The sequence below is a fragment of the Sinorhizobium sp. GQ132 genome, from assembly GCF_059758575.1.
Genome location: NZ_JCAXDX010000006.1, coordinates 110,934 through 123,435, shown reverse-complemented (window position 1 = coordinate 123,435; position 12,502 = coordinate 110,934). Strand labels below are relative to the sequence as shown.

Below are 12,502 nucleotides of genomic sequence, written 5' to 3'. Positions count from 1 at the left end.
TTGCTCGTGCAGCGTGTCGTCTTTCCGAACAAAATCCTCCCTTACCTGCTCGTCGCTCCGCAGATCGTGTTGACGATCGTCTTCTTCTTCTGGCCGGCAAGCCAGGCGCTCTACCAATCGGTGATCCGTGAAGACCCGTTCGGCCTCAAAAGCGGCTTCGTCGGATTTGCAAACTTCAGCGCCGTGCTTTCGGAGGCGAATTATCTCAACTCGCTGAAGGTCACGGTGATCTTCAGCATTCTCACCGCGCTGCTGGCGATGGGCGTCGCCCTGCTTCTCGCCACGGCCGCCGACCGTGTCGTGCGCGGCAAGACCTTCTATCGCACCCTGCTGATCTGGCCCTATGCCGTGGCACCGGCCGTCGCGGGCATGCTGTGGCTCTTCATGTTCAATCCGGCGATGGGCACCTTCGCCTACATGCTGAGGCGCAACGGCATTCATTGGGATCCGTTGCTGAACGGCAATCACGCCATGATCCTGATCGTCGTTGCCGCGGCCTGGAAACAGATCAGCTACAATTTTCTCTTCTTCGTCGCCGGGCTCCAGGCCATACCCAAGTCGCTCATCGAAGCGGCGGCGATCGACGGAGCGCGCGGCACCCGGCGTTTCTGGACGATCATCTTCCCGCTGCTGGCGCCGACGACCTTTTTCCTGCTGGTGGTCAACACCGTCTATGCCTTCTTCGATACGTTCGGCATCATCCACTCGGTGACGGGCGGCGGGCCGGCGAGGGCGACGGAAACCCTGGTCTACAAGGTCTATAACGACGGCTTCGTCAATCTGAACCTCGGCTCGTCCGCGGCCCAGTCCGTGATCCTCATGGCGATCGTCATAGGCCTTACCGCCTTTCAGTTCCGGTTCGTCGAAAGGCGTGTCCACTATGGTTGAAGTCGCCAATGATTGAAAAGCGCCCCATATCCAACCTCATCGGGCACCTGATGCTGATCATCGGCATCATCATCGTGGTCTTCCCGATCTATTACACCTTCGTCGCCTCGAGCATGAGCTCGGTCGAGATCATCCGCCCGCCGATGCCGCTCGTTCCCGGCACGCGGCTTGCCGAGAACTATGGCGAAGCGCTTTCCGGTGGCGTCGAGCGCGTGGTCGGCGTCAGCCTGGAACGCTTGCTGTTCAACACATTCGTGGTGGCGATCGCGATCGCCGTCGGCAAGATCGTCATTTCCTTCCTTTCGGCCTTCGCCATCGTATTCTTCCGGTTCCCGCTGCGCATGGCCTTCTTCTGGATGATTTTCATCACGCTGATGCTGCCGGTGGAGGTGCGCATCCTGCCGACCTACAAGGTGATCGTCGATCTCGGACTGATCGACACCTATGCGGGGCTGACGCTTCCCCTGATGGCCTCGGCGACGGCCACCTTCCTTTTCCGGCAGTTCTTTCTCACCATACCGGGCGAGCTCGTTGAAGCGGCCCGCATCGACAATGCCGGGCCGTTCCGATTCATGCGGGATATTCTGCTGCCGCTTTCAAAGACGAATATCGCGGCACTTTTCGTGATCCTCTTCATCTACGGCTGGACGCAATATCTCTGGCCGCTGCTGGTCACGAATGACAGCCGGATGAACACGATCATCATCGCCCTGAGAAAGATGGTCGATTTCACGGATGCGTCGACCCCGTGGAACTACGTCATGGTGACCGCCATCCTCGCGATCATCCCGCCTGTCGCTGTGGTCGTCCTGATGCAGCGCTGGTTCGTTAAGGGCCTCGTCGAAACGGAGAAGTAATGGCAACGATCACTCTCAAGGATGTCCACAAGACCTATCACGGCGACATCGCCGCGATCCGCGGCGTTTCGCTTGCGATTGCCGACGGCGAGTTCATCGTGCTCGTCGGCCCTTCCGGCTGCGGAAAATCGACGCTGCTGAGGATGATCGCGGGGCTCGAGAGCATCACGTCAGGCGAGATCTCCATCGGCGAACGCGTCGTCAACGGGCTGGAGCCTTCCGAGCGCGACATTGCGATGGTCTTTCAGAACTATGCGCTCTATCCGCATATGACGGTGCGTCAGAATCTCAGCTATGGCCTGAAGAACCGCAACACGCCGAAGGAAGAAATCGAACGCCGGATAGCCAAGGCGGCGAAGTCCCTGGAGATAGAGCCCTTCCTGGATCGAAAGCCCCGTCAGCTTTCAGGCGGGCAGCGCCAGCGCGTGGCCATGGGGCGCGCCATCGTCCGGGAGCCTGCGGCCTTCCTGTTCGACGAGCCTCTCTCGAACCTCGACGCCAAGCTCAGGGTCCAGATGCGTGTCGAAATCAAGCGCCTTCAACGGGCGCTAGGCACGACCAGCGTCTACGTCACCCACGATCAGCTTGAAGCGATGACGCTCGCCGACCGCCTGGTGGTCTTGAACGGGGGCAGGATCGAGCAGGTCGGTACGCCGATCGAGCTGTACGAGAAGCCCGCGACGGCATTCGTCGCAACTTTCATCGGCTCGCCGTCGATGAACCTTCTCGATGTCGATACCGGCAATGCTGCCTGGTCCGCTCCGGCGGCGCTCGTCGGGAAGCCGGGGCTTGCGACGATTGGAATCCGACCTGAGGACATTACCCTGGCCGGTGCCACGGACGGCGGCGACCGCTTCAGAGCCCGCGTGCGTGTCGGCGCCGTGGAACTCGTCGGCGCCGAAAGCTACGTGCACGGCACCCTGGCGAACGGCGAGCCGCTCGTCTTCAGGGTTGCCGGCCGTTCCCGCATAGCCATTGACGAGGAGGTCGAAGTCGCCGCGGCGCCGGAAAGCCTGCATTGGTTCGACGCCGCCGGGCGGCGTTCATAGCGCGAAAGGGGTAGGGGCACCCCCGCTCGTCAAGTTTTTTGCAATCCTTTGTCGGCACGGCCTTTCCTGCAACGTCCTTGTGGGTAGCCATGCCGACGATGGCGAAAAATCAGGAAACCCGAGATGATGAAATTATATGGATTAGGTCCGACGCGCTCGCTTCGCGCGCTTTGGGCGCTTCAGGAGCTGGATGCGGAGTTCGAGTTCGTGCGCGTCAACATACTGGCCGGCGAGAACCTTCACCCGGATTTCCTGCGCCTCAACCCGGCGGGCAAGCTTCCGGTGCTGGTCGACGGCGACTTCGTCCTCACGGAATCCGCCGCGATCGTCATGTATCTGGCGGAAAAGTATGGTGACAAAGGGCTTATGCCGACGGACCTGAAGGAAAGGGCGAAGGCATATCGATGGTCTCTGTTTGCGGTTACCGAACTCGAACAGCCGCTATGGCGGATAGCCAAGCACACATTTCTTTATCCCGAAGACAAGCGCCTGCCTGAAGATATCGCTCTCGCCAGAGAGGAATTCGCGGCCATGGCAGCAGTGCTTGACCGGCACATGGACGGGCGCGCGTTCATCGTCGGCGACAACATAACCGTAGCCGACTGCGTCACTGCCTATGTTCTGGACTGGGGCAACGAAAACGGGCTGATCGACAGCTTTCCAAATCTCAAAGCATATCTGGAACGGATGTATGCGCGTCCAAGGGCGCCGCAGCGCATTGCGGAGGCCGTTGCGAGCCTTCAGAGCTAGAACGGGATCAGGAATGATCCAGAGCGCTGACCCCTCTGCCCTGCCGGCCACCGGCAGGGCAGAGGGGTCGTACTTGGTCCCGCTCTGCCGCTTCGCTCCGTTGTGCCCTTAATCAGGCACGACCACGAGCTTGCCGACGAAGTTCTTCGCCATGAAGTCCGTCTGTGCCCGATGGAATTCCGATAGCGGATAGACGCCGCCGACGAGCGGCCGGATCTTTCTCTCCTCGATATAACGGACGAGGCGGCGGAAATCGGCGCGGCTGCCCTGGCTCGATCCGTGCAGCTCCAACTGCTTCAGATACATCGTCCTGAGATCGAGCTGCACGACCGGCCCGGCGATTGCGCCGGCGGTGGTGTAGCGGCCTTCCGGGCGCAGGATCTTCAGGAGGTCGTTGAAGAGGGGGCCGCCGACGAGATCGGCGACCACATCGATCGGCCGGCCGCCGCTTGCCGCCTCCACCGCTTCGGCGAGGTCGCCTTGACCGCGGGTGACGACGGCTTGCGCGCCGATGTCGAGCATCGCCGCTTCCTTGCCCGGACCGGCAACGGCGATCGGAACGGCGCCACGGGCGCGGGCGAGCTGGACGATTGCGGAGCCGACGCCACCCGAGGCGCCGGTTACGAGCACGGTCTCGCCGGCGGCAAGCCGCGCCCGTTCCAGCATCCGCTCGCCGGTGAGATAGGCGCAGCAGAAGGTGGCGAGCTCGACATCGGTCAGGTCGGTCGCGACCACATGGGCATTTTCGGCCGGAAGCGCCATATATTCGGCATAGCCGCCATCGCGGCCATGACCCATGTAATCGATGTCGGCAAGACTGTCGTCGTCGCGGTTGTAGATCGAGAAATCGACCATGACGCGTTCGCCGATGCGCGCCCGGTCGACGCCTTCGCCGACGGCGACGACATGGCCGACCGTGTCCGTACCCTGAATGCGCGGGAAGGTCAGGGTGTTGCCGTGGCGGCGCCAGGTCGAGACGGCGGACGGATCGTCCTCCGTCCCATAGGCGCCTTCGCGCACCCAGACGTCGGTATTGTTCATGCCGCAGGCAGTGACCTTGATCAGCACCTCGCCCGCAGCCGGAGCCGGGACGGGTACGTCCCGGCTGTAGACCAGCTTCTCCAAGCCGCCGTGCCCCGTCAGAAGCACCGCGGTCATGGTCTTCGGAACCGAATGCATCATGCGCATTTTCCTCAGCGGCCGAGTACGGATTGGATGGCTTCGGCTGCCGCCTTGACGACGATGTCGGCTTCGTCTCGCGTCAGGCAGAGCGGCGGCGCGAAGCCCAGAATGTCGCCCTGCGGCATGGCGCGGCCGATGACGCCGCGTTCGAGGAGCGCTGCCGCGACCTGCGGTCCGACCTTGCGGCCCGGATCGAAGAAGGCGCGATCATCGCGGTCCTCGACGAACTCGATCGCCGCCATCAGGCCGTCGCCGCGCACTTCACCGACATGGCGATGATCGCCCACGGCTTTTTCCAGTTCGGCCCGGAAATAGGCACCCGTCGAACCGGCATTCTCGACGATGCCGAGTTCATCGATCAGTTCCAGGTTCGCGATGCCGGCGGCAGCGCAGATCGGATGGGCCGAATAGGTCCAGCCATGGCCGATGGCGCCGAGCTCGTCCGAGCCCTTCACCAGCACCTGCCAGAGCTTGTCGGAGACGATCGTGCCGGAAAGCGGTGCATAGGCGGAGGTCAGCCCCTTGGCGATGGTGATCAGGTCCGGCTTGATGCCGTAATGGTCGGAACCGAACATGGTGCCGAGACGGCCGAAGCCGGTGACCACCTCGTCGGCGACAAGCAGAACATCGTATTTCTGGAGGACGGCCTGGATCTTCTCCCAGTAGCCCTTCGGCGGCGGCACGATGCCACCGGTGCCGAGGATCGGCTCGCCGATGAAGGCGGCAACGGTGTCGGGACCTTCGGCGAGGATCATCTCTTCCAGCTTGTCGGCGCAGTACTGCGAGAATTGCTCTTCGCCCATCGAGCGATCGGGACGGCGGAAGTAGTAGGGCGCTTCCGTGTGTAGGATCGGCGCCCGCGGCAGGTCGAAGGCGTTGTGGAAGAGATGAAGGCCGGTGAGCGAACCGGTCATCACGCCCGAGCCGTGATAGCCGCGCCAACGCGAAATGATCTTCTTCTTCTCCGGGCGGCCGAGAATGTTGTTGTAGTACCAGATCAGCTTGATGTTGGTTTCGTTGGCGTCGGAGCCCGAAAGTCCGAAATAGACGCGGCTCATGCCTTCCGGCGCCCGGTCGATGATCATCTTGGAAAGCCGGATCGACGCCTCGGTGCCGTGGCCCACATAGGAATGGTAGTAGGCGAGGTTCTTAGCCTGTTCGGCAATCGCGTCGGCGATCTTCTGGCGGCCGTAGCCGACATTGACGCAATAGAGGCCGGCAAAGGCATCGAGGCTGCGCTTGCCCGAAATGTCGGTGATGTAGACGCCTTCGCCGCCGCCGATCACGCGGGTCGGGGTTTCGCCGCGCGCATGCATCCCCATATGGGTCGAGGGATGGAAGAAGTGGTCGCGGTCCCAGGCGGTGAGTTCGTTGCTTCTTTCGAGCATGGTCTTTCCTTTCATGAAATCCGGAGCATTTCGGCCGAACCGCGAAAACGCCCTATCCTGTTGTTTTTACCCAATTCGGACGCAAAACCGCTACGCAGTTTTGCTGGAAACAGCCCAGGTCAGGCAGCGGTGTCGATGCAGAGATATTTGAGCTCGGTAAAGGCCTCCATGCCATGGCGGGAGCCTTCCCGGCCGAGGCCCGATTGTTTCCAGCCGCCGAAGGGGATCGGGCCGCCGGTGATCTTCACCCGATTGATTGCCACCATACCGTATTCGAGGGCGCGGGCGAGCCGCATTTGGCGGGCGCCATTTTCGGTCACGACATAGGCGACGAGCCCGTATTCCGTGTCGTTCGCCCGCGCGACCACTTCCTCTTCGCTGTCGAAGGCGGTTACGGCCGCGACGGGGCCGAAGGTCTCATCGCGCATGATGAGCGCGTCGTCGGGCACATCCGTCAGAAGAGTGGGCTGGAAAAAGAGCGGCCCGGCGGCGTGGCGCTTGCCGCCGACGGCAAGCCTGGCGCCCAGCTTCACCGCGTCTGCGACCTGTTCCTCGACCTTGGCGACGGCGCGTTCGTGCATCAGCGGACCGATATCCGTGTCCGGCTCCATCCCGGAGCCGACTTTCAGGCCGGCAATTCGTGCGGCAAAAGCTTCCTGGAATGCTTTGAGAACCGGCCGCTCGACGTAAATCCGATTGGCGGCAAGGCAATCTTGTCCTGATGTCGCGAACTTCGCGGCGATCGCAATATCGGCGGCCTTTTCGACATTCGCGTCCGCAAAGACGATCAGGGGGGCATGCCCGCCGAGCTCCATTACCAGCCGCTTCATCGTCGGCGCACATTGGGAGGCGATCAGGCGGCCGATCTCGGTAGAGCCGGTGAAGCTCATGGCGCGTACCCGTGCGTCTTCGCACATTCGTCCGACGATCGTTGCGGCTTTGCCGGTAACGACATTGAAGACGCCTGCCGGAAGACCGGCGCGCTCGCCGAGCTCGGCCAGGGCGAGAGCCGAAAGAGGGGTTTCGGAGGAAGGATGCGCCACCACGGTGCAGCCTGCGGCAAGGGCGGCGGCCGCCTTCCGGGTGATCATCGCGGAAGGGAAGTTCCAGGGCGTGACGATGCCGACGACGCCGAGCGCTTCGCGGCGCACGATCATTTCGGCCCCGGCAAGATGGCTCGTCACGCTTTCGGCATTGAGGCGTTTGCCTTCCTCGGCATACCACTCGATGAAGGATGCCGCGTAATCGATCTCGCCACGCGACTCGGCAAGCGGCTTCCCCTGTTCAAGGGTCATCAACAAGGCGAGGTCCTCGCGGGCTTCGAGCATCAGGTCGTGCCATTTGCGCAGGATGGCGGCGCGCGCCTGCGGCAGCATGTTGCGCCAGGACCTGAACGCCTTTTCCGCCGCGTCGATCGCCTCGGAGGTTTGGGCAGCGTCGAGCGAGGCGACGAAGGCGAGGGCGGCGCCGCTGGCCGGGTCGCTCACCTCCAGGCATGTGCCGTCCCGGCCGGCAACCCAGCGGCCGCCGACATAGGCCAGCTCCCGCAGCAATTGCCGGTCGTTCAGGTTTTTCAACGCGTCGTGAAAGGCTGTGCGCGCAAAGACGGCGGTCATATCGGTTCTCCTCGACTGTTGCGGGAAGAGTGCCATGCTTGTCGAGATAGATTGTCCAATCGGCGGTGGCGGAGGAGAGAGTTTGACCAAAGTGCGGGCAATGGGGAGAGAGATTGTCTATGTGGCGTCCCGGTGGGGTGGCCACACCCGCTGCCGACTATTCCTGCCCTGCCGGGGCGTGCGGTAGCAGCGAGCCGAACGGCAGCACCGTTTCTTCCTTTACCGTTTTCGTGACGATGTAGGTGAAATAGCGGTCGATGCCGAGTTCGCGTTCGAGCAGGCCGTCGACCAGCCGCTGATAGGCATCGATGTCCGCGGTCATGACCTTGAGGATATAGTCGACCCCGCCGCCGACCGACCAGCAGGCGACGATCTCGGGGATCGCGGCGATGGCGCGCTCGAACCGGTCGAAATCGGCCTGGCGGTGATTGCCGAGCGTCACCTCCATCATGACGCTGGCGACCGGCGCCACCCGGCGCAGCGCAACGCGGGCGTGATAGCCGGTGACGATCCCGGCTTTCTCCAGCTTTCTGAGCCGCATCCAGCAGGGCGTCGGCGAGAGGCCGGCCTTCTCGGCGAGCGCCAGCTTGGTGATACGCCCGTCGGCCTGGATCGCTTCGAGGATCCGCAGATCGATCGCATCGAGCTTCATAAAGAGGTCCTTCCGTCGGTGTTGGTCACGTCAAAGCCGGGAAATGACATTGGGTGCTCACTTTTACATTGTCAATTGAGCTGATTTTGATCACTGTTCAAATCATGACAAATTGGACGCCCGACACGACACTTCTGCGCCGCCCCGCCTATCTCTCTCTGGCGGACCAGTTCGCCCGCGCCATCCAGGAGGGGAGGCTCCAGAACGGCACCCGGCTGCCGACGCATCGCAAGCTCGCCGACGATCTGAAGCTCTCGGTGCAGACGGTGAGTCGCGCCTATGACGAGCTCATACGGCGCGGCTTGATCTCCGGGGAGGTCGGGCGCGGCAGCTTCGTACAGACGCGGCCGCGCGAGCCGGAGCCGCCCTATCTGCCGGAACGCCTTGGCGAATTGATCGATCTTTCGATCTTGAAGCCCGTATGCGAGCAACACCATCTGGAAAAGATGCGGCAGGGTTTTGCCTGGCTTGCCGAGAACCTGCCGCCGAGTTCCGCGCTTTCCTTCCGCCCGAACATGGTGTTCCCGCGTCACCGCAATGTCGCGGCCGAATGGCTCTTGCGCTGCGGGCTCGATGTTTCGCCGCTGAACATCAACCTGACGAACGGCGCCACCTCGGCCATGACCGTGGCGCTGATGAGTGTCGCGCCGCCCGGTTCGACGGTCGCGACGGAGGCCGTCAGCCATCATACGCTCGTGCCGCTTTCGACCTATCTCGGCATCCACCTTCAGGGTCTCGCGATAGACGGCGACGGCATGATCCCGGATGCGCTGGACGAAGCCTGCCGCAAGGGCGTGATCCGCGCGGTCTTTCTGCAGCCCTCGGTCATCAACCCGACCGCGACCCTGATGAGCGCCGAGCGGCGGGCAGCGCTGGCGGAGGTGGCGCGCCGGCATGACATCGCCATCATAGAGAACGACATTCTCGGACCCCTGGTGGAAGAACGCCTGCCCCCGGTCGCCGCACTGGCGCCGGAGCGCACCCTTTATGTGACGAGCTTCACCAAGATTACCGTGCCGGGCCTCAGGATCGGCTATCTGGTTGCGCCTGACCGCTACGTGGCCGCCGTCGCCAACCGGCATCTGGTTTCGAACTGGATGGCGACCCCCGCGATTGCAGAGATCGTAACGCAATGGGTGAGCGACGGAACGGCGATCGAGCTGGTGAACTGGCAGCGCCGGGCGCTCGCCGCTCGCCATGCGATCGCCAAGGAAGTTCTGGCAAGCCTTGCTCATCACACCCATCCGCAGAGCCTGCATGTCTGGCTGCCGCTGCCCGAGGGGCACCAGGAAGATGCTTTCGTTTCCCAGGCGCGCTTGCGCGGGGTCGCGATCGCGCCGGGCGCGTCCTTCCGAACGGCGGACAGCGGCTGGCGTCCGGCGGTCAGGATATCGCTCGGCTCGACGACCGAGCTGGAGCTGAAGTCCGGGCTCGGCATCGTCGCCTCTCTGGCGCTCGGTGAGCCCGAGGCGCTGCTCCTCGTCATTTGAAGCGAATGCTCAGCTTTTGAGCATGTTTCAAATAATTGTCATGATATTATTATTCAGATTGACATGATTTTGGAACCGGATCATCGTTAGGACATTAACGCATGGCGCCCAGAAGTATGCAGCGGTCTGGAGCGACGTCATGCGCTTCAGTCTCAAAGGGAGAGGCGTGAATGTCCCAGCCGATCATTCGCATCGACAACATCGTCAAGCGATACGGTTCCCTCACCGTGCTCGACGGCCTGTCGATGGAGGTGATGCCGGGCGAGAAGCTGGCTCTCATCGGGCCGTCCGGTTCGGGTAAGACGACCATCCTTCGCATTCTGATGACCCTCGAGACCATCAGCGACGGTTTCATCCAGGTCGACGGCGAGCATCTCTATCACATGAAGAAGGCGGGCAACCTCGTCCCTGCCGACGAGCGGCATCTTCATAAGATGCGCGAGAAGATCGGCATGGTCTTCCAGCACTTCAACCTGTTTCCTCATAAATGCGTTCTCGACAACGTTACGCTGGCGCCGATGCTGACCAAGGGCATGGCGCGCGCTGCGGCGGAAAAGCGCGCGATGGAACTGCTCGACATGGTGGGCTTGGCCGACAAGGCCAAGAGCATGCCGGCACAGCTTTCCGGCGGGCAGAAGCAGCGTGTTGCGATCGCCCGGGCGCTGGCACTCTCACCCAAGATCATGCTTTTCGACGAGGTCACCTCCGCGCTCGATCCCGAGCTCGTGGAGGAAGTCCTGAACGTCATGCGCAAGCTCGCATCCGAGACGGACATGACCATGCTGCTCGTCACCCACGAGATGGGCTTTGCCCATGATTTCGCAGACCGGGTGCTTTTCTTCGACCGCGGCAAGATCGTGGAGGAAGGAAAACCGGAGGACATTTTCCGGCATCCCAAGCAGGAGCGCACACAGACTTTCCTGCGCAAGATCATAGCGGCAGGGCACCGCGTCTAAGCCTTACGGCCGACATTGCCTCAAGGAAAACATCGAGAGAACAGAGGAGTTGGGAACGATGAAACTGAGAGATTTTATAGCAATGGCGGCAGGCGCCACCGCGTTGATGGCAGTTGCTGCGGCGACGCCAGCCGCCGCGGACGAGAACAAGCTCGAGGAACTGAAAGAGCAGGGCTTCGCGCGCATCGCCATCGCCAACGAGCCGCCCTTTACCGCCGTCGGAGCCGACGGCAAGGTCTCCGGTGCAGCACCGGATGTCGCCCGCGAGATCTTCAAACGGCTCGGCGTTGCCGACGTCGTGGCCTCCATTTCCGAATACGGTGCGATGATCCCGGGCCTGCAGGCCGGGCGCCATGACGCAATCACCGCCGGTCTCTTCATGAAGCCGGAACGCTGCGCCGCCGTCGCCTATTCGCAGCCGATCCTCTGCGACGCCGAGGCCTTCGCGCTGAAGAAAGGCAACCCGCTCGGGCTCAAGAGCTACAAGGACATCGCCGACAATCCGGACGCCAAGATCGGCGCACCGGGGGGCGGTACCGAGGAGAAGCTTGCGCTCGAAGCCGGTGTGCCGCGCGACCGCGTCATCGTGGTGCCGGATGGTCAGAGCGGATTGAAGATGCTGCAGGACGGCCGCATCGACGTCTACTCGCTGCCGGTCCTTTCGATCAACGATCTCGTCTCCAAGGCGAACGACCCGAACGTCGAGGTGCTGGCCCCCGTCGAGGGTGCGCCGGTCTATTGCGACGGCGCCGCCTTCAGAAAGGGCGACGAGGCGCTCCGCGACGCCTTCGATGTCGAGCTCGCCAAGCTGAAGGAGTCGGGCGAATTCGCGAAGATCATCGAACCCTATGGCTTCTCGGCCAAGGCTGCGATGTCGACCACCCGCGAAAAGCTCTGCGCCGCGAAATAAGCTCCGGGCTGGGGCTTCCCGCCGCCTTCCGTTCGCACCACGCGGAGGAAGGCGGTGTGGGCGGCGACGACCAAGCCGAAACTCTGACTGGAACAACGAAACGATGATCGACTGGTCCGGCTATATCGGATTGATCCTGCAGGGCGCCTGGGTGACCGCGCAACTGACCCTCATGGGTTCGGCGCTCGCCGTCGTGGTTGCCTTCGCTGCCGGCCTCGGGCGCCTAAGCCGGTTCATGGCCGTGCGCGCGCTTGCCACGACCTATATCGAATTCTTCCGCGGCACTTCCATTTTCGTGCAGCTCTTCTGGGTCTATTTCGTATTGCCGTTCGCCGGCATAACGCTGACGCCGCTGCAGGCGGGCGTCCTCGCGCTCGGCCTCAATGTCGGTGCCTATGGAGCGGAGGTCGTGCGGGGTGCGGTAAAGGCGATCGGCCGCGAGCAGCGCGAGGCCTGCATCGCGCTCAACCTCACGCGGTTCCAGGCGATGCGCCACATCGTCCTGCCCCAGGCGCTGCCCCTGATGCTGCCCACCTTCGGCAACAACGCCATCGAGCTCTTGAAGGGAACGGCGGTCGTCTCGCTGATCTCGCTCAGCGACATGACGTTTCAGGCCCAGGTGGTCCGCGCCCAGACCGGCAGCACGCTGATCCCGTTCGCGACCATCCTGCTGCTTTATTTCGTCATGGCCTGGCTGATCTCGCTCGGCATGCGGTGGCTCGAGAGGCGCGTTTCGCGCGGCCTCGACGGTGTGAGGGTCTGAC

The 12,502-nt window shown here is 62.7% G+C and carries 12 protein-coding genes; 8 read left to right on the top strand and 4 right to left on the bottom strand.

The features are described from left to right. Positions 1 to 6 precede the first annotated feature (6 nt). The 4 genes from ugpA to AC6CIG_RS17150 all read left to right on the top strand — a co-directional run bounded on the left by ugpA (position 7) and on the right by AC6CIG_RS17150 (position 3,544). The gene (gene ugpA / locus AC6CIG_RS17165; RefSeq protein ID WP_018098461.1) at positions 7 to 888 is read left to right on the top strand and encodes a sn-glycerol-3-phosphate ABC transporter permease UgpA; all 882 of its coding nucleotides are present in this window, start codon (positions 7 to 9) and stop codon (positions 886 to 888) included. Between the two features lie 8 nt (positions 889 to 896). Next, on the top strand, positions 897 to 1,745 hold the full coding sequence (gene ugpE / locus AC6CIG_RS17160) for a sn-glycerol-3-phosphate ABC transporter permease UgpE (protein ID WP_018098462.1): 849 nt from the start codon (positions 897 to 899) through the stop codon (positions 1,743 to 1,745). Beyond that, positions 1,745 to 2,794, top strand: coding sequence for a sn-glycerol-3-phosphate import ATP-binding protein UgpC (locus tag AC6CIG_RS17155; protein WP_437408161.1), 1,050 nt, complete (start codon positions 1,745 to 1,747; stop codon positions 2,792 to 2,794). Before ugpE ends, AC6CIG_RS17155 begins: the two co-directional genes overlap by 1 nt. 123 nt (positions 2,795 to 2,917) lie before the next feature. Next, complete coding sequence (locus tag AC6CIG_RS17150) at positions 2,918 to 3,544, top strand: glutathione S-transferase family protein (RefSeq protein WP_437408160.1); 627 nt, start codon at positions 2,918 to 2,920, stop codon at positions 3,542 to 3,544. 108 nt (positions 3,545 to 3,652) lie between these two features. Here the strand turns inward: AC6CIG_RS17150 and AC6CIG_RS17145 are convergent, their stop codons facing one another. The 4 genes from AC6CIG_RS17145 to AC6CIG_RS17130 form a co-directional block, all read right to left on the bottom strand. Beyond that, on the bottom strand, positions 3,653 to 4,726 hold the full coding sequence (locus tag AC6CIG_RS17145) for an alcohol dehydrogenase family protein (protein WP_498323127.1): 1,074 nt from the start codon (positions 4,724 to 4,726) through the stop codon (positions 3,653 to 3,655). A gap of 11 nt (positions 4,727 to 4,737) precedes the next feature. Then, the gene (locus AC6CIG_RS17140) at positions 4,738 to 6,114 is read right to left on the bottom strand and encodes an aspartate aminotransferase family protein (RefSeq protein WP_498323125.1); all 1,377 of its coding nucleotides are present in this window, start codon (positions 6,112 to 6,114) and stop codon (positions 4,738 to 4,740) included. Between the two features lie 119 nt (positions 6,115 to 6,233). Continuing rightward, positions 6,234 to 7,730: an NAD-dependent succinate-semialdehyde dehydrogenase gene (locus AC6CIG_RS17135; RefSeq protein WP_498323123.1), complete on the bottom strand. Its 1,497-nt coding sequence runs from the start codon at positions 7,728 to 7,730 to the stop codon at positions 6,234 to 6,236. A 157-nt stretch (positions 7,731 to 7,887) separates the two neighbouring features. Further along, a complete protein-coding gene (locus AC6CIG_RS17130) occupies positions 7,888 to 8,382 on the bottom strand; it encodes an Lrp/AsnC family transcriptional regulator (protein ID WP_100672351.1) in 495 nt (164 codons plus the stop codon). A gap of 104 nt (positions 8,383 to 8,486) precedes the next feature. On the opposite strand from AC6CIG_RS17130, the gene ehuR reads away from it, so the two are divergent. The 4 genes from ehuR (at position 8,487) to ehuC (ending at position 12,501) form a co-directional block, all read left to right on the top strand. Then, positions 8,487 to 9,872 carry a MocR-like ectoine utilization transcription factor EhuR gene (ehuR, locus tag AC6CIG_RS17125; RefSeq protein ID WP_498323121.1) on the top strand — a complete coding sequence of 462 codons (1,386 nt, stop codon included), beginning with the start codon at positions 8,487 to 8,489 and terminating at the stop codon, positions 9,870 to 9,872. Positions 9,873 to 10,042: 170 nt separating this feature from the next. Next, the gene (ehuA, locus tag AC6CIG_RS17120; RefSeq protein ID WP_018098470.1) at positions 10,043 to 10,828 is read left to right on the top strand and encodes an ectoine/hydroxyectoine ABC transporter ATP-binding protein EhuA; all 786 of its coding nucleotides are present in this window, start codon (positions 10,043 to 10,045) and stop codon (positions 10,826 to 10,828) included. Between the two features lie 58 nt (positions 10,829 to 10,886). After that, positions 10,887 to 11,738, top strand: a complete 852-nt coding sequence (ehuB, locus tag AC6CIG_RS17115; RefSeq protein ID WP_498323119.1) for an ectoine/hydroxyectoine ABC transporter substrate-binding protein EhuB — start codon at positions 10,887 to 10,889, stop codon at positions 11,736 to 11,738. Between the two features lie 103 nt (positions 11,739 to 11,841). Continuing rightward, positions 11,842 to 12,501 carry an ectoine/hydroxyectoine ABC transporter permease subunit EhuC gene (ehuC, locus tag AC6CIG_RS17110; RefSeq protein ID WP_411922344.1) on the top strand — a complete coding sequence of 220 codons (660 nt, stop codon included), beginning with the start codon at positions 11,842 to 11,844 and terminating at the stop codon, positions 12,499 to 12,501. Position 12,502 lies beyond the last annotated feature (1 nt).

Coding starts and splice junctions, on each gene's coding strand:
- ugpE (WP_018098462.1), top strand. CDS start 897: ATGATTGAAAAGCGCCCCATATCCAACCTCATCGGGCACCTGATGCTG.
- AC6CIG_RS17155 (WP_437408161.1), top strand. CDS start 1,745: ATGGCAACGATCACTCTCAAGGATGTCCACAAGACCTATCACGGCGAC.
- AC6CIG_RS17150 (WP_437408160.1), top strand. CDS start 2,918: ATGATGAAATTATATGGATTAGGTCCGACGCGCTCGCTTCGCGCGCTT.
- AC6CIG_RS17145 (WP_498323127.1), bottom strand. CDS start 4,726: ATGATGCATTCGGTTCCGAAGACCATGACCGCGGTGCTTCTGACGGGG.
- AC6CIG_RS17140 (WP_498323125.1), bottom strand. CDS start 6,114: ATGCTCGAAAGAAGCAACGAACTCACCGCCTGGGACCGCGACCACTTC.
- AC6CIG_RS17135 (WP_498323123.1), bottom strand. CDS start 7,730: ATGACCGCCGTCTTTGCGCGCACAGCCTTTCACGACGCGTTGAAAAAC.
- AC6CIG_RS17130 (WP_100672351.1), bottom strand. CDS start 8,382: ATGAAGCTCGATGCGATCGATCTGCGGATCCTCGAAGCGATCCAGGCC.
- ehuR (WP_498323121.1), top strand. CDS start 8,487: ATGACAAATTGGACGCCCGACACGACACTTCTGCGCCGCCCCGCCTAT.
- ehuA (WP_018098470.1), top strand. CDS start 10,043: ATGTCCCAGCCGATCATTCGCATCGACAACATCGTCAAGCGATACGGT.
- ehuB (WP_498323119.1), top strand. CDS start 10,887: ATGAAACTGAGAGATTTTATAGCAATGGCGGCAGGCGCCACCGCGTTG.
- ehuC (WP_411922344.1), top strand. CDS start 11,842: ATGATCGACTGGTCCGGCTATATCGGATTGATCCTGCAGGGCGCCTGG.